Origin of the sequence: Acinetobacter sp. YH01006 (genome assembly GCF_013420445.1) — a bacterium.
Lineage (GTDB): Bacteria > Pseudomonadota > Gammaproteobacteria > Pseudomonadales > Moraxellaceae > Acinetobacter > Acinetobacter pseudolwoffii.
In genome coordinates this window covers 38,109-55,391 of sequence record NZ_VOYB01000017.1, presented here as the reverse complement: position 1 = coordinate 55,391, position 17,283 = coordinate 38,109, and the positions used below count along the sequence as shown (strand labels likewise).

Sequence of the window (17,283 nt, the reverse complement as noted above, 5' to 3'; positions counted from 1 at the left end):
TTTAGGCAACCCAACAGGATTTTATCTCACTGATGGGCAGGTCCATGACTTAAACGGTTCAGATGTGTTGCTGGACTTATCGTTGAGCCAGACCTGGCTTATGGATAAAGCCTACAACTCCAGGGATCGAGTCATTGATCCAATTTTAGAGGCGAAGGGTCAAGTTGTGATGCCAGCGAAAAGTAATTCTATTGATCAGCGTGATTATGATCGAAATCTCTACAAGGCAAGACATCTGATCGAGAACTTTTTTGCCAAGCTCAAGCAGTATCGTGCTATTGCCACACGCTATGATAAATTGGCTCAAAACTTCTTATCAGCGATCTACCTGGCTTCAACAATCATTTGGCTTAATTGATGACACGCCCTAGTTATTTTCCTAGATGAAGCACATAACTTCATAGGAAAAACAATTGGTAATGAAGATACCTTAGCAAAACTTGATGCTTTTGAGCTTATTGCAAAAGAAGGTCGAAAATTTGGTTTAAATATCTGCTTAGCAACTCAAAGACCTCGAGATATTACGGAAGGTGTTCTTAGCCAACTTGGAACTTTAATTGTTCATCGTCTCACAAACGATCGAGATCGTGAGATTGTAGAAAGAGCATGTGGTGAAATTGATAAAGCAGCTTCTGACTTCCTTCCAAGCTTACAACCTGGCGAAGCTGTCATCATTGGAAATGATTTTCCTATTCCCCTAACAATTAATATTAAAAAACCAACGATAAAGCCAAACTCTGAAGGTGCAAATTTCCAAAAAAATTGGTCATAAAAAAACCACCCTTTCGGGTGGTTTCTTCAATCTCAAACCGTCTCTTATTGAGCGCGGTTTTTGATTTTGCGGATCGTTTCCAGCTGTGCAGCAGTTTCTGCAAGAGCAGCCAATGCAGCAGCAGAATCCAAATCGCTCTTTTGATTGGCAAGCAATTGTTCAGCGTGTTTACGCGCTTCAACAATAGCTGCTTCATCTAAGTTTTCTGCACGGACTGCAGTATCTGCAAGAACCGTAACAACATGCGGTTGAACTTCTAGAACACCACCAGATACATAGATCAACTCTTCTGTACCGTTTTCCAAAATAACGCGGATCGCGCCAGGTTGGAGCAAAGTTACCAACGGAGCATGGCCAGGCATAATACCCAACTCACCGCCAGCACCTTTTGCAATTAGCATAGTTATAGTGCCTGAGTACAAAGACTCCTGAACACTTACAACATCACATTGCATAGTCGCCATGAGAATCTCCTAAATTAGAGTAGCTAATTAAAGTTTCTCGGCTTTAGCAATAACTTCGTCAATACCACCAACCATATAGAACGCTTGTTCTGGGATGTGATCGTATTCACCAGCTAGAAGACCTTTAAAGCCACGAATCGTTTCTTTAAGAGATACTAATTTACCAGGAGCACCAGTAAATACTTCAGCTACGTGGAACGGTTGAGAGAAGAAACGCTGGATTTTACGCGCACGGTAAACAACCAGTTTATCTTCTTCAGCAAGCTCGTCCATACCAAGAATCGCGATGATGTCTTTAAGCTCTTTATAACGTTGCAATACGTTCTGTACAGAACGTGCAATTTCATAATGCTCTTGACCAACAACTAACGGATCTAACTGGCGTGAAGTTGAGTCTAGTGGATCGATCGCTGGGTAAATACCAGAAGATGCGATGTCACGGCTCAATACAACAGTTGCGTCCAAGTGAGCAAACGTTGTAGCAGGCGATGGATCTGTCAAGTCATCGGCAGGTACGTATACCGCCTGGATTGACGTAATAGAACCAGACTTAGTCGATGTAATACGTTCTTGAAGAACACCCATCTCTTCTGCAAGTGTAGGCTGGTAACCTACTGCAGATGGCATACGACCTAGAAGTGCTGATACTTCAGTACCCGCTAGTGTATAACGATAGATGTTATCTACGAACAATAGTACGTCACGGCCTTTACCGTTTTCGTCTTTCTCGTCACGGAAATATTCAGCCATAGTCAAACCAGTCAACGCTACGCGTAAACGGTTACCTGGTGGCTCGTTCATCTGACCGTAGACCATTGCTACTTTGTCTAGAACGTTAGAATCTTTCATTTCGTGATAGAAGTCATTACCTTCACGAGTACGCTCACCAACACCAGCAAACACAGATAAACCTGAGTGAGCTTTCGCGATGTTGTTGATCAATTCCATCATGTTTACAGTTTTACCAACACCGGCACCACCGAACAGACCAACTTTACCACCTTTCGCGAACGGGCAAAGTAAGTCGATGACTTTAATACCAGTTTCTAGAAGGTCAGTAGAAGCCGCTTGTTCTGCATAAGAAGGCGCTTGACGGTGAATTGGTAAACGCGCTTCAGTCGCAACAGGACCAGCTTCGTCGATCGGGCGACCAAGAACGTCCATGATACGGCCTAGAGTCGCTGTACCTACTGGTACAGAGATCGGCGCTTCAGTGTTAGTTACGTTCAAACCACGCTTAAGGCCTTCAGTAGAACCCATTGCAATAGTACGAACTACGCCATCACCAAGCTGTTGCTGAACTTCTAAAGTAGTTTCAGTACCATCTACTTGGAGAGCGTCATAGATCTTAGGAACGCTGTTGCGTTCAAACTCGACGTCGATAACCGCGCCGATGATCTGAATGATACGACCGCTATTCATTGCTGTCTCCTCAATTCAAAATAATGTTAAACGGCAGCGGCACCACCAACGATCTCAGAAATTTCCTGAGTAATCGCGGCTTGACGCAGCTTGTTATAAATAAGTTGCAGGCTCTTAATGATCTCGCCTGCGTTGTCTGTCGCTGCTTTCATAGCGACCATACGTGCAGACTGCTCACATGCGATGTTTTCAATCACACCTTGATATACCACAGACTCGATATAGCGAACCAACAAGCCATTTAAAAGCTCTTCAGCTTCAGGCTCGTAGATATAATCCCAACCGTATTGACGGTTAAGATTCTTGTCTTCTTCAGCAGCTGCCAAAGGAACAAGTTGTTCGATCTTTTGATTTTGAGTCATGGCATTGACAAAGCCGTTTGACACCAGATAAATACGATCTAACTCGCCTTTATCATAAGCGTCCAACATCACCTGTACAGAACCAGATAACTGCTCAAGACTTGGAGTGTCGCCCACTTGAGTGGTCGCACCAAGCACTTTACCGCCGTAGTTTTTAAAAAACGAAACCGCTTTTTGACCAATTAAAGCAAATTGAACTTCAATTGACTGCTCTTGTTGCTGCTGTACGTGTTTAACCACTTTTTTGAACAGGTTAATGTTCAAACCACCAGCAAGGCCACGATCTGAAGACACAATGATATAGCCAACGCGCTTAACCGGGCGTTCAACCATATAACGGTGTTTGTATTCAGGATTCGCTTGGACCAAATGAGCAATTACACGGTGCATATTTTCGGCATACGGACGGCCTTGAGCCATGCGCTCTTGCGCACGACGCATCTTAGAAGCTGCTACCATTTGCATCGCTCGAGTAATCTTCTGCGTGCTCTTGATACTAGCTACTTTGGCGCGAATTTCTTTTAAATTTGCCATACGCTTAACCTAGTATTCGAAAGCCCTTGCGAGCTTCCGAAGGTTGATTCCGTGAACCAAACCAACACTAAATTCAACTAAGGTTGAACTTAGTAAGTTTGAGTCGCTTTAAAGCTTTCAATACCTGCTTTGATTGCAGCTTCGATGTCTTTGTTGTAATCACCAGAGGCATCGATTTGTTGCATTAACGCAGCATGCTCTGAACGGAAGTAAGAAATCAACGCAGCATCAAAGTCTACGATTTTCTTCACTTCAACGTCAGTCATATAACCTTCGTTAGATGCATAAATTGAAACAGCCTGGTCAGCAATTGAATATGGAGCATATTGTTTTTGCTTCATTAATTCAGTTACACGTTGACCATGTTCAAGTTGCTTACGAGTTGCTTCGTCAAGATCAGAAGCGAACTGAGCAAATGCTGCCAATTCACGGTATTGCGCCAAAGCAGTACGGATACCACCAGACAATTTCTTGATGATCTTGGTTTGCGCTGAACCACCAACACGAGATACAGAGATACCCGCGTTCACAGCAGGACGAATACCTGCGTTGAATAATGATGTTTCAAGGAAGATCTGACCATCAGTAATCGAAATTACGTTGGTTGGTACGAATGCAGATACGTCACCCGCTTGAGTTTCAATAATCGGCAATGCAGTTAGAGAACCAGTTTGGCCTTTAACTTCACCGTTAGTGAATTTCTCAACGTAGTCAGCAGATACACGAGAAGCACGTTCAAGTAGACGCGAGTGTAGATAGAACACGTCACCTGGATACGCTTCACGACCTGGTGGACGGCGTAAAAGCAATGAAATTTGACGGTAAGCAACAGCTTGCTTAGACAAGTCATCATAAATGATTAACGCATCTTCACCGCGGTCACGGAAGTATTCGCCCATTGTACAGCCAGAGTACGGAGCTAGATACAGCATTGCTGCTGGATCAGCTGCAGCTGCTGCTACAACAGTTGTATACGCCATAGCGCCAGTTTCTTCTAGCTTGCGTACCACGTTAGCGATGGTCGATTGTTTTTGACCGATTGCTACGTATACACATTTAATGCCAGAGTTTTTCTGCGCGATGATCGCGTCGATCGCCATTGCTGTTTTACCAGTTTGACGGTCACCAATGATCAACTCACGTTGACCACGGCCTACAGGGATCATTGTATCTACTGATTTATAACCAGTTTGTACAGGTTGATCCACTGATTGACGCCAAATTACGCCTGGTGCTACTTTTTCAACAGCATCAGATAATTTTGCATCAATTGGGCCTTTACCATCAATCGGGTTACCCAAAGCATCGACTACACGGCCTAAAAGTTCTGGACCAACCGGAACTTCTAATACACGACCTGTGCAACGCGCTTTTTGACCTTCTTGAAGGCTTAAGTAGTTACCTAAAACAACGACGCCCACTGAATCCTGTTCTAGGTTCAGTGCCATACCATAAAGGCCGCCGTCGAATTCGATCATTTCACCGTACATTGCATCAGCAAGGCCGTGAATACGCACAATACCGTCGGAAACCATAACAATGGTCCCTTCGTTCTTAGCGGTTGCGCTGGTGTCCAGATCGCCGATACGCTGTTTAATGAGCGCACTGATCTCGGATGGATTCAGTTGTTGCATTGCGCTATACCTCAATCTTTTTAAAGTTCAGTCTTCTTATTTCTTAAGCAAGAAGACGAGTACGCATTTTCTCAAGCTTGTTAAGCGCAGAATCATCTATCACTTGGTCGCCTGCACGAATAACTACACCAGCAATAAGCTCTGGTTTCACTTCTACAGAAACACTTACTGCAGCTTCGAATTTCTTCTCTAATGCATGCGTCAGTAATTGTTCCTGAACAGAAGTTAATGGGAATGCTGATTCAATCACAACATCCACAGTATTGTTATTCTGTGATTTGAGCTGTTCATATTCTGCAGCAATTTCAGGAAGAAGCGTCAAACGGTTGTTTTCAGCAAGCAATGTCAGGAAGTTAGACACTGCTGCAGTTTGGTCTTCACCTAAAACTTTGGCAAAAAGAGACACCTGCTCAGCAGGTGTAAGCTCCGGGCGATTTAGATAAGCTGAAAATGCTTCGTCTTGCACCGCAGCACTGAGCAATTCAAGTGCAGTTGACCAAGAGTCAGTTGCACCCTGCTCAGAAGCGTAAGCAAATGCTGCTTTTGCATAAGGGCGTGCTAACGTCAAGAGTTCAGCCATAATCTGCCTCTCTTAAAGTTTAGCAGCCAGCTGAGTCAGCATGGCATTGTGAGCTTCTGCATCAACTTGCTGGCTAAGAATTTTCTCAGCACCAGTCACTGCAAGAGCAGCCACTTGTTGACGCAATTCTTCGCGAGCAGAATTGATTTCGGTATCAACAGCTTCTTTCGCTTGTTGACGAATACGCTCACCTTCAGCAGATGCTTGAGTACGCGCTTCTTCTACCAACTGTGCTGCACGACGGTTCGCTTGTTCGATCAATTGAGCCGCTTGTGCTTTTGCCGTGTCCAGTTCAGCTTTCACTTGTGCTTGCGCATCTGCAAGGTCAGCTTTCGCTTTTTCAGCAGCATTTAAGCCATCAGCGATACGACGCTGACGTTCACTAATCGCATTGATTAGTGGTGGCCATACAAACTTCATGCAGAACGCGACAAAAATCGCAAACGCAATCGCTTGGCCAAACAATGTGAGGTTGATATTCATTGCAAATTCCTCAAATAGTGAATTTCGGAATTAAGCTGATTAACCTACAAATGGATTAGCGAAGATGAAGAACAAGCCAATACCAACACCGATCATAGGCACAGCATCAAGAAGACCTGCGATTAAGAACATACGAGTTTGAAGTTGCGGAGCCAATTCTGGTTGACGAGCAACAGCTTCAAGGAAACGGCCGCCTAGAAGACCAAAACCAATCGCAGTACCTAAAGCACCGAAAGCGATCAAGATAGCAGATGCAATTGCAACTAGACCTAAAGTGAGTTCCATGATAATTCCTCAGAGGTTAGGTTTTATACCAAATTAAGTTAAAAAATTGTGTGCCCAACCATCCGTTGACAGTTAGGCAATACCATTAATGCTTTTCGCTTGCCATACTCATGTACACGATAGTCAACATCATGAAAATGAATGCTTGTAGCGTAATAATCAAAATGTGGAAAATCGCCCAAGGCACAGACAACGCCCACTGGATCCAGAACGGTAATAACGCGATAAGAATGAAGATTAACTCACCCGCATACATGTTACCGAACAGTCGTAGAGCCAATGAAACTGGTCGCGCCAAGAAAGTGGTCAATTCCAACAATAAGTTGAATGGAATCAAAAGCACTTTAGCAACTGGGTTACTTGGGTTAAATGGGTTAAGTGCTAACTCACCAACGAAGCCGCCAACACCTTTCTCACGAATACTATAGAAAATGATCAAGAAGAATACAGAAATAGACATACCGAGGGTAACGTTTGGATCTGTAGTCGGAACAATTTTAAAGTAAACCTGATGAGGGTCTACACCCAGCATAGAAGCAATCGCGTGTTGAGCTACATAAGGAATAAAGTCAACAGGGATCAAATCCATCAAGTTCATGAGGAAAATCCACACGAAAATGGTTAAAGCTAAGGGTGCAATTAATCGAGACTTCCCGTGGAAGGTATCACGTACACTTGAATCTACAAACTCGATAATCATTTCAATTGCAGACTGGAACTTGGTAGGAACACCAGCATTAGCCGCTTTCGCAACCAACCAGAATAACAAACAGAAAATCAGACCCAGTCCGATAGACCAACCCATTGAATCCAAGTGAATAGCAGTGAACCCCATCTGTTGAGCTTCAGCACCGCTCTCGGCCAATTTCCATGTACCATCTGGCATTTTGCCATAGGTCATGTTGGTCAAGTGATGCTTGATATACTCGGTCGAAGTAAGGGCATGTTCTTCAGCAGCCATAAATCACACCTGGTCAATGTCAAAAAACTAATAGAACAAACGAATATCGCGTGCTGCTTGATATCTCGCCTGCTCCTGAAAAACTTTTCAATTTCTTGTTGTGTCTATACTCATTTTTGTAGACGTGACGCCCAAAACGGAGCGGCCCACGACATGGCTTGAACAAGTATAAAACCACAAAACAACGCCACCGCTGACAACGGTTCGACATTGCTTAAAATTAAAATGAAACCAACAATCACAATTGCAAACTTTCCCATTAAGCCTTTATACATGTTCGAAAGAACTTGTTTAGACGCGCGGGCTCCTGCTGCTCGAAACGATTGCCACGAAAAATAACAAGTCGCGAGCCAACAAACGAGCGCACCTAATGCTGCACTCAAGGCTGCGGTTGAGTCTTTCACGACCCAGCCGATCAAGGCTGAAACAGGGATCATACAGGCTTGCAGGAGGACCAAAGCTTTCGCTAATCGTCGGTCAATCAAGCGACTAGTTCGGCTCATTATTTATTCACTCACAGCAATCATGCTTGACAAGTTTAACAGGTGATTATTTTTAATCGCAGGCATTATAGAGTTACACCCCTGAACATGCAATCTTTTCCCGACCTTAGTCGTGTTTTTTTAAATCGGGGCAATGCTGTTAAACTAATCAAAATCTGTCTATTTTTTAAATCATTAGCGTGCATTTAATACGCACTTCTGGGTTTCTGCTGCTAATTGCTGCCAGGCTTGCACAAAGTCCCCTGCCCCGCTCATGCTTTCATCGACATGCTGAAACACCACCGGTTTCAGTTTTCGGTACTGATTTTCACTGGCATGCCCTTCGGCCAGAAGGCACATTTTAGGCTGTGGACGATGATCCTGTAAGAACTTGATTTGTGCCACAGTTGGCGAGACATGTGGATCATCGGTCAGTGCGCCCATGAATTTCAGATTCAAGGGACGTTCCAGATATTGATAGGCATCATGATACGACCAGTAAGCTTTGGCTTTAGTGCTGGAACTATAACGCTGGGCCGTCGCAAACATGCTTTGCGCAAAGTCGCGTGCATTTTTCCAGTACAGTTCACGGTTCTCCGGCAATTGTTGCGAACGCAGCGCCGCAATAAAGAAACCAATCCTTACGGCATTATTCGGATCGAGCCAGACATGCGTATCTACCGTATTTTTTAAGGCCTCACCACGCGGGTTACGCATCGGCAATGTGGTCAAAATACCGGACTCTAAAATAGCGATACCTTTATGACTGTCATTCAGCACTTTGGCCAGCGGTGCCTCATGCGCCTGACCCAACCAGATCACCAGACCGGCATCCTGAATGATTTTACGATGTGCCGGGGTCAGACTGACATCATGTCCGCTCTGATTGGCCAGTAATAAAGTCGGCTGTTCCACGCCCTGAGTAATTTTCTTGGCAATCAGATAGATCGGCTGAGTCGAGACCACCAGACTTTGTGACCAACTGAGTGTACTGAACAAAGCCAAAAGACCCATTGCAAGGAGACGGAACATGAGTAGAAATCACTTAAAAACGAGAAAATTAGTGAGTGTTATAATATAACAAAAATACAAAAATACCTATGCCCAATCGAAACTCTGAACGCTTCATGTTAAGATTTGAAATCTATTAATTTTCAGTTTCGCACTTGAGGTGAACTATGGGTTCTTGTTCGCACGAACACCACAACGCATTGCACGGCGTACACGACCATCCCAATGTCGCACAACGTCTTGCTGAAGCGGAAAGTCTTTGTGCAGCAACAGGCGCACGCCTTACCCCTTTGCGTAAAGAAGTGCTGGAACTCATTTTAAATGCGACTGGCCCGATGGGGGCTTATGATTTACTGGCACAAATGAAAAATGCCAGTGACCGTCCTGCGGCGCCACCTACGGTATACCGAACTCTGGATTTTTTATTGGGTAAAGGGCTGATTCACCGCCTGACCTCGATCAATGCCTATATTCCTTGTTGCCATCCACGTGAAGGGCATCAGGCGGCTTTTTTAATCTGTACCGAATGTAAAGCGGTGACAGAAGCATCAGCGCAAGGTCTGCTTGACCAACTTGATGCACTTGCAAGCTCGGATGACTTTAGCGCACATCACAGCATTATTGAAATTTCAGGAATCTGTCAGCAGTGTCGCAACAAAGCTTAAGTGCCTCCCCCCTGATTCAGCTCTCCCAGATCTGGGTCAAGATTGATGAGCGTGATATTTTAAAAGCCATTGATTTTTCATTGCAAGAAAAAGAGATTGTCACGCTGATTGGCCCGAATGGTGCAGGCAAGTCGACTTTAATTAAAGTCATGCTCGGCATCTTGAAACCGCAATCCGGTGAGATCAAAACTGCACGTAAACTGAAATTCTCTTATGTGCCGCAAAAATTCAATCCATCGCATAGCTTGCCGCTGCGGGTCAAAGATTTACTGGCGCTGGAAAAATGTCCATCCAAAATCAAAACTGAAATTATTCGCGATACTGGCATTAGTAAACTGCAAGATTCCAAAGTTCAGCAACTCTCAGGCGGTGAGCGTCAGCGGGTGCTCTTGGCACGGGCCTTATTACGCCAGCCGGATATTCTGGTGCTGGATGAACCGATGCAAGGTCTGGACATTCAATCCGAAGCTGAACTGTATGAATATGTGCGTAACTTGCCGGAAAAATATGGCTGTGCCGTATTAATGGTGTCACATGACCTGCAATGGGTGATGCAAGGTACGACTCGGGTGGTGTGCTTGAACAAGCATATCTGTTGCAGTGGCCTGCCAGAAAGCGTACAGCAGCATCCGGAATATCAGGCAATCTTTGGCACCAATCGGGTGTTTTATCAGCATCATCATGATCATTGTGCGCATGGCGATTCTGCTACGCCGTGTCAGCATGATACGCGCCCTCATATTCACCCCGAGCCGGAAGCTTAAACCATGATGGATTGGTTACAACTCCTTTTACCTGCATGGATTATGGGCACACTACTGGTGTTTCTGACGGCGCCGCTAGGCTGCTTGATGCTGTGGCGTCGTATGTCATTTTTTGCTGATACTATGGCACATGGTACTTTACTGGGTGTTGCGATTGCAGGCGCCTTAAGTCTACCGCTGTGGATGGGCGTGACCTTCTTGGCATTATTGCTGGTTGCCATTCTGTGGGTGCTACATGATCCCCGCCTCCCCAATGATGCCCTGCTTGCACTGTGTTCAGCAACCTTACTTTGCTCGGGTTTATTGTTTATTCAACATTCACCAAGTTTAAGACCTGAACTGCTCAGCTATTTATTCGGTGATCTACTGACCATTTCCTGGGCGGACTTGCCCACGTTCGCCATTGTGATCATTCTGGCCTTAGGTGTTTTATATAAAAGCTGGCAAGCCCAGATTCAGATCGCGATTGATCCGGATATGGCGGTCAGTGAAGGGGTAAATGCCAAATGGCAACGCCTGATCTTTATGTTATTGCTTGCGCTATTTACTGTACTGGCTTTACGTGCGGTCGGTTCCCTATTGATGGGTGCATTGTTGGTTATTCCTGCTCTGACTGCTCGCCTTTTGGCAAACTCTCCACGCCAAATGGTGATCTGGGCATTCGTGATTGCACAGATTGGCGTGACAGTAGGCCTCTGGTCGAGCGCAGGCCTTAATACTTCAACTGGGCTGACCATTGTGCTGACCATGGCAGTGTTATTTGCAATGATGTTTATCTTTCAGAAATTTAAAAAGCTGAGCTAGGACATGGGGACTAAACGCTACTTTGTGAGTGCCTGTTTGCTCGGTCAAAAAGTTCGTTACGATGGCAAGGATTGCCTTGTCAAAGAAGTGCTCGAATCTTTAGTTCCAAATCAATATATCAGTCTGTGTCCTGAAATCTCAGGTGGACTACCGATTCCACGTCCACCTGCCGAAATTCAAAATGGTTCAGGTTCAGATGTACTGCTACAAAAAGCATCGGTTATCGATGTACTTGGAAACGATCTTTCTAAAGCTTTTATACAAGGTGCATATCTCGCTTTAAAAGTTGCGCAAGACTTTCACGCCACACATGCAATTCTTAAAGCCCACAGTCCCTCTTGTGGTAGTGATTTGATTTATAACGGATCATTTTCAGGACATAAAATTCAGGGTGATGGTGTTACCGCTGCACTCTTTAAACAGCATAGCATTGTTGTGATGACTGAAGATGAATTCTTGGCGCAATTATCACAGACTATTCTTTAATTTATAAAAGCGAAATTCAGGATTAAACAGCCCAATCAAAAATAAAATCGTGAATGCAATCCAAAAGAACCACGCCATCATAATTACCTGATCTTTCGTCCATTCTTCAGATTGAGATATGTTAAACACAAACCATGTTTTCCAGCCTCTAATATATGCTGCCCCGCCCCACGAAATAATCCACTTGGTTAAAATGCAGTGTAAGACATAGATCAAAATCCATAATGGCGTTGACATGCTGCTTTGCCTATTGTTGTTTTCATGCGATCAAACTAGATGAAATACGCTTAAAAATCAATTAATAGACTTAAAAATGTATTCCATACTGTTATTGATGTACCAAACTCAACAAACTAGCAGCACAACCGAATAATACGGCAAATGTACGATTTAGAATTTTCTGTTGTTTTGGTGACTTGAGCAATCGTAAAACTTTTGCAGCAAGCCCCGTGTAGCCCGCCATCACAATCAGATCAATCGTGATCATGGTCAGCGCCATAATCACATACTGAATCCATTGTGGTTTGGATAAATCCAGAAATTGTGGCAATACAGCCAGTAAAAACACAATGGCTTTGGGGTTACTCATATTCACCAAGAAACCATATAAAACCAGTTTTCCCGAAGACTTACGTGCCAATTCATGTTTAATTTCGATGGATTGTACCGGCGCTTTCCACTGTAAAATAGCCAAATATAATAAATAGCCCACACCAAACCATTTCACCACCAAAAATGCCCATGGCGTGGTCGCAAACAGCACCCCCACTCCGGCTGCAACCACTGCAATCTGCACCAGTAATGCCAGTTGCAGACCCAATGCATTCCAGTAGCCATGCCGAAAACCATAATTCAGCCCACTCGACATCGAAGAAATTGCCCCTGCACCGGGTGAAACACTAATCACCCAACAGGCCAGCATATAGGCAAACCACATTTGGTAGGACATGAACATTCAACTCTGGAAAACTTGCACAATATTATAGGACTTATCCAATAGATTCAGGCTAAAAAATTGCTTAAATATAAGGCGCTGCACTGTTCACTCTGCAGAGCTTCAGGCACAATATGTGCATTAAAAAACAGGATTTATCATTACAGGAGCCATGAATGACAGCCCAATCGGTAATCTTGCCCCTCCCCTCAGATCATGCTCGCTTTATTGTATTGCGTCTTAAAGACTTAAATATTGAAGCACTCAAAGAAAAATTAGAACATCTTTTTACTTCTCGTGATCGTCTGATTACGCAACATCCTCAAGCACAAATTAAAACAGCGGTCGCTTTTGGTCCTGAGCTTTGGTCAAGACTTTATTCACAAAGCCCTGCAGGTTTCAAACAGCTTGAACCGATTCAGGGTTCATTTGCAATGCCGGTTGTACCGGCAGATATTCTGATTCATATTGCCAGTGCACGGGCGGATATCTGTTTTGCGCTGAGTCAGGCTTTTTTTGAAGGAATTCAGGATCAGGTTGAAGTTCTGGATGAACGTGTCTGCTTCCGCTATTTTGATGGCCGTGATGTGACAGGCTTTATTGATGGCACTGAAAATCCGCAATTCCCAGATGATCGTGCTGAGGTGGCATTACTTGGTGAAGATACGGGCATTTTCCAAGATGGTTCATTTATTTTTGCCCAGCGTTATGCGCATGATCTGGAAAAGTGGAAAAAGCTGAAAGTCGATACTCAAGAGCAAGTGATGGGTCGTACCAAACTGGAATCGATTGAACTGGAGGATGAGGTTAAACCGGCAAATGCTCACGTTGCACGTACTGTAGTGGAAGATGAAGAAGGCGAAGAAATGGAGATTCTCCGTCATTCCTTGCCTTATGGTGATGGCCGTGGTGACCAAGGTCTATTCTTCATTGCCTATACCAAAGATTTAACTATTATTGATGCAATGTTAGAGCGTATGTTTGGTACGTCTGGCGATGGGATCCATGATCGCTTGCTACACTTCGTCACTCCACTAGATGGAGCATATTACTTTGCACCGAGTGAAGAGTTGTTAGAAGAAGTTTTGGAAGGGTAATTTAAGAAGCCGACGGAAGTCGGCTTCTTTCAAATATTTTTCGAATTTAATTTAGAGGGATATCAAGTGAATACCGTTAAAAAATGATAGAGCGAGTACCAATTTTAGTTTTTAACTGTATAGAAATTTACACATTAAAAAAGTTTTCAATTTTAAGGTGCATTAGAATTTCGTATATCTAATATGTTATTACAATCCTTTAAGTCAAAATAAACAAATATTCTGTGATCTTCATTTTCTAACAAAATTGCATCTTTATTCTCACCAAAAGCATTTTTAGAGATATTACATTTATAGGATTGTAGCTTAAGATTACTTACAACGTCACAAGCTGGTTCAGCTGAAGCCTCATCAAAACCATACCATTTTGTAATATTTTTATTTGAACATGAAATATGATTTACATTATTTGTTTTTTCTACTATAGCTGCAGTATCTTCGCTTTCCTGTATTTCTTTCTCTATTAAACCATCATTTTTACTTTCAATAGTTTGTTTCCCATTTTCTTCTGAATTTATTATATGCAGTTCATTGGTTGAACTGTTTTGTACTTTATCTTGGCTTTTATCACTACAACCTGTCAAAGCAATTATAAAACTTAAAATATAAATATTTTTCATTAAAATTTTCTCATAATAATGCATTATCCAAAAATGGAGTAGGATCAACTAAATCTGAACGACGCTTATAAATACTATTACCATTCAGAGTGCCCGTATTATCAGTATTAGAAAACATCTCCAAATGTAACATCATACTTGGGATACCTTTAGTTGTTAAACTTCCAACATAACCAATAACTTGACCCCTCACAACTTTATCACCAGCTTTTACCAAAGATTTATCTTTCCTAACTTCGCCATAACGAATTATATGTTTTTGATGAGTAATCTCAATAGCATCAGTATTATCATAAAAATAATAAATATTTCTTACTATACCATCTGCCATAGCCCTAACCTCTGTACCTGCCGGCGCGTAGAGATCACATCCCGCATGCTTTCGTTTTCCTCCACTTCTATTAGAACCAAATCGAGCAAAACCATTTTTATAAGACCTTGTTTTTGTTTTAAGTGGAAATAAATATGATCCATCATCATTTGGCTTATCTATTATTATTTCAATAAGGGGCATAGGATTTTCAAGTATCGTAGTATGTAAAACTTGATCTTGCCCTTTAACATTTACACTAATTTCTATTTTTTTACCTTGTTGTCCTTTATGTTTTTTTAATCCAATTCCATCTTTCCCAGAATAGTGATTCTTTTTAGCTCCATCGTACTTGATTGAGTAAGGAAGATTTTCCTCTTTACGTGTTTTTTTATTAATTGTTTTTATCGTAAATGAAACATCACTACCGTATTGCTTTGTTAGCGGATTACCATTTTTCTCTGTATAGACATTATCGATCTTACCGAGTGACGGAAAAAAGTCCATTAAATAATCAACAAAGCTTTCTTCATTTTTAGCTGGAATTCCTTTTGTTGGTGCTTCTACTCTTGGACTATTTGATACTATATCAAGCATTTGTATTGTTGTAGCAGCAGGATTTAAAATCACCCTAATCAATGAAACACTTGGATCATTCCTTAAAGTTAAAACAGATTTTCTATTTGAAAGTAAAAGTTTATAAACAAAAGCATTTAGCATTTTTAGCTCAATATAACCATTATTGTCTGTTATTTTTTCTATTTCTCTTCCTCTATATGCTACAAAGAATTTATTTTTTTTTAAAATTTTATCATGACTATCACTTACCTTAAGCTTTACGTTTACTAGCCCTAACGGGACATATACACAACTATTTTCAATTGTTTTATTTACAGATATTGTCTTTATTTTTTGATAGCCTTTTATCCCACTCACTAATATATCTAAAATTTCACCCTCTTCAGCGATGATACTTTTTTTTATTCCTGCCCCATCCGAAGTATGTTCTTTGAGCTTGCCTTTATATTTTATAAAAAACCTCATATTTGTTATTTTTCTATTAGTGTCACCTTCTACTATTGAGATATCAAACGTTATATTTTTACAAACTTGGAGTTCTGTTGTATCATTTTTAGAATCATATACTTTTTGCTCAATAACAACCTTTTCTTTTTTTGGTTCTGGTTTTGAAGATTCTTGTAAGACAGCCTGAATTTTAATATCTTCACTTATACTTAACTCAATAGATTGTTTTTTATTGGCAGCTTGCATGATAACTTCTGATTGTTTACCATCTGCCTTAATTATAATTTTACTATTTGGATGCCTAATAATTACAGGTAATAATCCTTGATCATCCGATTCTGTATCTACAGTGAATTTAGATTGTTCGAACTTACCATTATATTCAGATTGAATAGTTAGTTTTTTATTTTTTACTATCTGTCCTATTTGATTTCTTAATAATATATATATTTTCCTATCACAACAACTTTCTAGATCGTAATAGTTAAACAGATCAATATATTTACTAATATGAACATTATTTCCATCTGACTCTTTATAATTCCCTTTAAAACCTGGCACACCTAAAAAAGAACCTAATCCACCATCCCCAACTAAATGAGCACCTGCAATAGCACCAGATTCAGTAATTTCAATACCGTTAATTATTTTTCCATAATATTCATTAAAATTTCTGTTCCTTAATCTTTCACAAAGAAAGTCTATCCATTGTCCAATAATTTGAATTTGTTTAGAGGGAGATTTCAAAAAATCTGATAGAGAATTTATACCATTCTTTCCAACCCAGTTCCCTGTCCAATCATTTGCTTTAGTTTTATCAGAATTAGCATTCCAATGCTTATAATATCCAAGATCAATAAGTGCGGCTTCACCAAACTGGAAAAGACCAATATAGCCTAGAGAGTTTTTTATTTTACTTGCATTAATATTTAAAGGTTCATTTAAAGATAAACTTAAATCTGACGAAGATTCTTTTCTTGAAACAGCACATATAAATCCATATCGTGTTAATGGATAACTTTTTCTATTTATTAACTTACCACTCCTCATTTATTTAAGTCCTCAAAACTAAATTTATTAATATCAATTTTTTTACTACTTATATATGAATTTAAAATAGATTTTAACTTTTCAAAATCACCTAAACCCGGGCAACTCAACTCTACACCATTTTTATTTTCTTTTTCTGTTGGGAAAAATTTATCTTCAAATACATCATAATGACCTAAATTTCTAAAATATGAAAAATAATTACCCTTAATATCATTGATGATTCTTATATCACTGTGATCATTTTTTAAATAAGCATAATAAACTTGATATTTATTTTTATCAACTTCTATAACCTGACATTCACCTGTTGACATCCATTGATTATCTTTAGGATTTAAACCAATCAATTTTAAAATTTTCAACTTATTCACATCTTCCCAAATTTGAGTACATGGGATATTATTTTTTTCTATTTTTATAACTTCTATATTATCCTGCCGATTATTCCATATTTTTTCACAAACATTTTCTTTAGCAAAGGCTTGCACTGAAACAAACACAAGTAAAAGTAAAGCAATATCTTTCTTCATACTT

Annotated in this window: 21 protein-coding genes and 1 pseudogene; 7 read left to right on the top strand and 15 right to left on the bottom strand. The window is 41.1% G+C overall.

Features of this window, described 5'->3' with window-relative positions:
* Both FTT73_RS12880 and FTT73_RS12875 read left to right on the top strand, forming a co-directional pair.
* On the top strand, positions 1-358 hold a 358-nt coding region (locus FTT73_RS12880; RefSeq protein ID WP_180191538.1), incomplete at its 5' end, for a transposase.
* A gap of 9 nt (positions 359-367) precedes the next feature.
* Positions 368-772 (top strand): annotated as a pseudogene (locus FTT73_RS12875) (ATP-binding protein); the annotation flags it as partial.
* A 44-nt stretch (positions 773-816) separates the two neighbouring features.
* Here FTT73_RS12875 and FTT73_RS12870 read toward each other — a convergent pair.
* The 10 genes from FTT73_RS12870 to FTT73_RS12825 form a co-directional block, all read right to left on the bottom strand.
* Positions 817-1,236, bottom strand: a complete 420-nt coding sequence (locus FTT73_RS12870) for a F0F1 ATP synthase subunit epsilon (protein ID WP_180191537.1) — start codon at positions 1,234-1,236, stop codon at positions 817-819.
* Positions 1,237-1,263: 27 nt separating this feature from the next.
* Entirely contained in the window at positions 1,264-2,658 is a 1,395-nt protein-coding gene (gene atpD / locus FTT73_RS12865) for a F0F1 ATP synthase subunit beta (RefSeq protein WP_148334829.1), read from the bottom strand.
* Between the two features lie 26 nt (positions 2,659-2,684).
* Complete coding sequence (gene atpG, locus FTT73_RS12860; RefSeq protein WP_005105137.1) at positions 2,685-3,554, bottom strand: F0F1 ATP synthase subunit gamma; 870 nt, start codon at positions 3,552-3,554, stop codon at positions 2,685-2,687.
* A gap of 89 nt (positions 3,555-3,643) precedes the next feature.
* Positions 3,644-5,188: a F0F1 ATP synthase subunit alpha gene (gene atpA / locus FTT73_RS12855; protein WP_180191536.1), complete on the bottom strand. Its 1,545-nt coding sequence runs from the start codon at positions 5,186-5,188 to the stop codon at positions 3,644-3,646.
* Between the two features lie 43 nt (positions 5,189-5,231).
* A complete protein-coding gene (locus FTT73_RS12850) occupies positions 5,232-5,768 on the bottom strand; it encodes a F0F1 ATP synthase subunit delta (RefSeq protein ID WP_005173826.1) in 537 nt (178 codons plus the stop codon).
* A 12-nt stretch (positions 5,769-5,780) separates the two neighbouring features.
* The gene (locus FTT73_RS12845; protein WP_005173825.1) at positions 5,781-6,251 is read right to left on the bottom strand and encodes a F0F1 ATP synthase subunit B; all 471 of its coding nucleotides are present in this window, start codon (positions 6,249-6,251) and stop codon (positions 5,781-5,783) included.
* Between the two features lie 39 nt (positions 6,252-6,290).
* Positions 6,291-6,536 carry a F0F1 ATP synthase subunit C gene (atpE, locus tag FTT73_RS12840; RefSeq protein WP_000424060.1) on the bottom strand — a complete coding sequence of 82 codons (246 nt, stop codon included), beginning with the start codon at positions 6,534-6,536 and terminating at the stop codon, positions 6,291-6,293.
* A gap of 85 nt (positions 6,537-6,621) precedes the next feature.
* Complete coding sequence (gene atpB, locus FTT73_RS12835) at positions 6,622-7,497, bottom strand: F0F1 ATP synthase subunit A (protein WP_005094552.1); 876 nt, start codon at positions 7,495-7,497, stop codon at positions 6,622-6,624.
* Positions 7,498-7,607: 110 nt separating this feature from the next.
* Positions 7,608-8,000, bottom strand: coding sequence for an ATP synthase subunit I (locus tag FTT73_RS12830; protein WP_180191535.1), 393 nt, complete (start codon positions 7,998-8,000; stop codon positions 7,608-7,610).
* A gap of 174 nt (positions 8,001-8,174) precedes the next feature.
* Positions 8,175-9,011, bottom strand: a complete 837-nt coding sequence (locus tag FTT73_RS12825; protein ID WP_100329707.1) for a metal ABC transporter solute-binding protein, Zn/Mn family — start codon at positions 9,009-9,011, stop codon at positions 8,175-8,177.
* Positions 9,012-9,157: 146 nt separating this feature from the next.
* Here FTT73_RS12825 and FTT73_RS12820 point away from each other — a divergent pair, with 146 nt between their 5' ends.
* The 4 genes from FTT73_RS12820 to FTT73_RS12805 are packed head-to-tail and all read left to right on the top strand — an operon-like array spanning position 9,158 to position 11,709.
* The gene (locus tag FTT73_RS12820; RefSeq protein WP_005173814.1) at positions 9,158-9,655 is read left to right on the top strand and encodes a transcriptional repressor; all 498 of its coding nucleotides are present in this window, start codon (positions 9,158-9,160) and stop codon (positions 9,653-9,655) included.
* Positions 9,637-10,419, top strand: coding sequence for a zinc ABC transporter ATP-binding protein ZnuC (gene znuC, locus FTT73_RS12815; RefSeq protein WP_005173813.1), 783 nt, complete (start codon positions 9,637-9,639; stop codon positions 10,417-10,419). Before FTT73_RS12820 ends, znuC begins: the two co-directional genes overlap by 19 nt.
* A gap of 3 nt (positions 10,420-10,422) precedes the next feature.
* Complete coding sequence (gene znuB / locus FTT73_RS12810) at positions 10,423-11,223, top strand: zinc ABC transporter permease subunit ZnuB (RefSeq protein WP_180191534.1); 801 nt, start codon at positions 10,423-10,425, stop codon at positions 11,221-11,223.
* Positions 11,224-11,226: 3 nt separating this feature from the next.
* A complete protein-coding gene (locus FTT73_RS12805; RefSeq protein WP_180078435.1) occupies positions 11,227-11,709 on the top strand; it encodes a DUF523 domain-containing protein in 483 nt (160 codons plus the stop codon).
* Here the strand turns inward: FTT73_RS12805 and FTT73_RS16190 are convergent.
* Both FTT73_RS16190 and FTT73_RS12800 read right to left on the bottom strand, forming a co-directional pair.
* On the bottom strand, positions 11,692-11,946 hold the full coding sequence (locus FTT73_RS16190; RefSeq protein ID WP_100535451.1) for a hypothetical protein: 255 nt from the start codon (positions 11,944-11,946) through the stop codon (positions 11,692-11,694). The two genes, FTT73_RS12805 and FTT73_RS16190, sit on opposite strands and share 18 nt — an antisense overlap.
* 91 nt (positions 11,947-12,037) lie before the next feature.
* The gene (locus FTT73_RS12800) at positions 12,038-12,658 is read right to left on the bottom strand and encodes a LysE family transporter (protein WP_180078433.1); all 621 of its coding nucleotides are present in this window, start codon (positions 12,656-12,658) and stop codon (positions 12,038-12,040) included.
* Positions 12,659-12,819: 161 nt separating this feature from the next.
* Here FTT73_RS12800 and FTT73_RS12795 point away from each other — a divergent pair, with 161 nt between their 5' ends.
* The gene (locus FTT73_RS12795; protein ID WP_100329703.1) at positions 12,820-13,740 is read left to right on the top strand and encodes a Dyp-type peroxidase; all 921 of its coding nucleotides are present in this window, start codon (positions 12,820-12,822) and stop codon (positions 13,738-13,740) included.
* A gap of 152 nt (positions 13,741-13,892) precedes the next feature.
* On the opposite strand, the gene FTT73_RS12790 is transcribed toward FTT73_RS12795, so the two are convergent.
* Genes FTT73_RS12790 through FTT73_RS12780 form a run of 3 tightly spaced genes read right to left on the bottom strand, consistent with a single transcriptional unit; the run spans position 13,893 to position 17,279 of the window.
* A complete protein-coding gene (locus tag FTT73_RS12790) occupies positions 13,893-14,360 on the bottom strand; it encodes a hypothetical protein (protein WP_180078431.1) in 468 nt (155 codons plus the stop codon).
* Between the two features lie 10 nt (positions 14,361-14,370).
* Entirely contained in the window at positions 14,371-16,746 is a 2,376-nt protein-coding gene (locus tag FTT73_RS12785) for a M23 family metallopeptidase (RefSeq protein WP_180191533.1), read from the bottom strand.
* On the bottom strand, positions 16,743-17,279 hold the full coding sequence (locus FTT73_RS12780) for a hypothetical protein (RefSeq protein ID WP_180191532.1): 537 nt from the start codon (positions 17,277-17,279) through the stop codon (positions 16,743-16,745). Before FTT73_RS12780 ends, FTT73_RS12785 begins: the two co-directional genes overlap by 4 nt.
* Positions 17,280-17,283 lie beyond the last annotated feature (4 nt).

Coding starts and splice junctions, on each gene's coding strand:
- atpB (WP_005094552.1), bottom strand. CDS start 7,497: ATGGCTGCTGAAGAACATGCCCTTACTTCGACCGAGTATATCAAGCAT.
- FTT73_RS16190 (WP_100535451.1), bottom strand. CDS start 11,946: ATGTCAACGCCATTATGGATTTTGATCTATGTCTTACACTGCATTTTA.
- FTT73_RS12825 (WP_100329707.1), bottom strand. CDS start 9,011: ATGTTCCGTCTCCTTGCAATGGGTCTTTTGGCTTTGTTCAGTACACTC.
- atpD (WP_148334829.1), bottom strand. CDS start 2,658: ATGAATAGCGGTCGTATCATTCAGATCATCGGCGCGGTTATCGACGTC.
- atpA (WP_180191536.1), bottom strand. CDS start 5,188: ATGCAACAACTGAATCCATCCGAGATCAGTGCGCTCATTAAACAGCGT.
- FTT73_RS12850 (WP_005173826.1), bottom strand. CDS start 5,768: ATGGCTGAACTCTTGACGTTAGCACGCCCTTATGCAAAAGCAGCATTT.
- FTT73_RS12830 (WP_180191535.1), bottom strand. CDS start 8,000: ATGAGCCGAACTAGTCGCTTGATTGACCGACGATTAGCGAAAGCTTTG.
- FTT73_RS12785 (WP_180191533.1), bottom strand. CDS start 16,746: ATGAGGAGTGGTAAGTTAATAAATAGAAAAAGTTATCCATTAACACGA.
- FTT73_RS12845 (WP_005173825.1), bottom strand. CDS start 6,251: ATGAATATCAACCTCACATTGTTTGGCCAAGCGATTGCGTTTGCGATT.
- FTT73_RS12800 (WP_180078433.1), bottom strand. CDS start 12,658: ATGTCCTACCAAATGTGGTTTGCCTATATGCTGGCCTGTTGGGTGATT.
- znuB (WP_180191534.1), top strand. CDS start 10,423: ATGATGGATTGGTTACAACTCCTTTTACCTGCATGGATTATGGGCACA.
- atpG (WP_005105137.1), bottom strand. CDS start 3,554: ATGGCAAATTTAAAAGAAATTCGCGCCAAAGTAGCTAGTATCAAGAGC.
- FTT73_RS12820 (WP_005173814.1), top strand. CDS start 9,158: ATGGGTTCTTGTTCGCACGAACACCACAACGCATTGCACGGCGTACAC.
- FTT73_RS12790 (WP_180078431.1), bottom strand. CDS start 14,360: ATGAAAAATATTTATATTTTAAGTTTTATAATTGCTTTGACAGGTTGT.
- FTT73_RS12795 (WP_100329703.1), top strand. CDS start 12,820: ATGACAGCCCAATCGGTAATCTTGCCCCTCCCCTCAGATCATGCTCGC.
- FTT73_RS12805 (WP_180078435.1), top strand. CDS start 11,227: ATGGGGACTAAACGCTACTTTGTGAGTGCCTGTTTGCTCGGTCAAAAA.
- FTT73_RS12870 (WP_180191537.1), bottom strand. CDS start 1,236: ATGGCGACTATGCAATGTGATGTTGTAAGTGTTCAGGAGTCTTTGTAC.
- FTT73_RS12780 (WP_180191532.1), bottom strand. CDS start 17,279: ATGAAGAAAGATATTGCTTTACTTTTACTTGTGTTTGTTTCAGTGCAA.
- atpE (WP_000424060.1), bottom strand. CDS start 6,536: ATGGAACTCACTTTAGGTCTAGTTGCAATTGCATCTGCTATCTTGATC.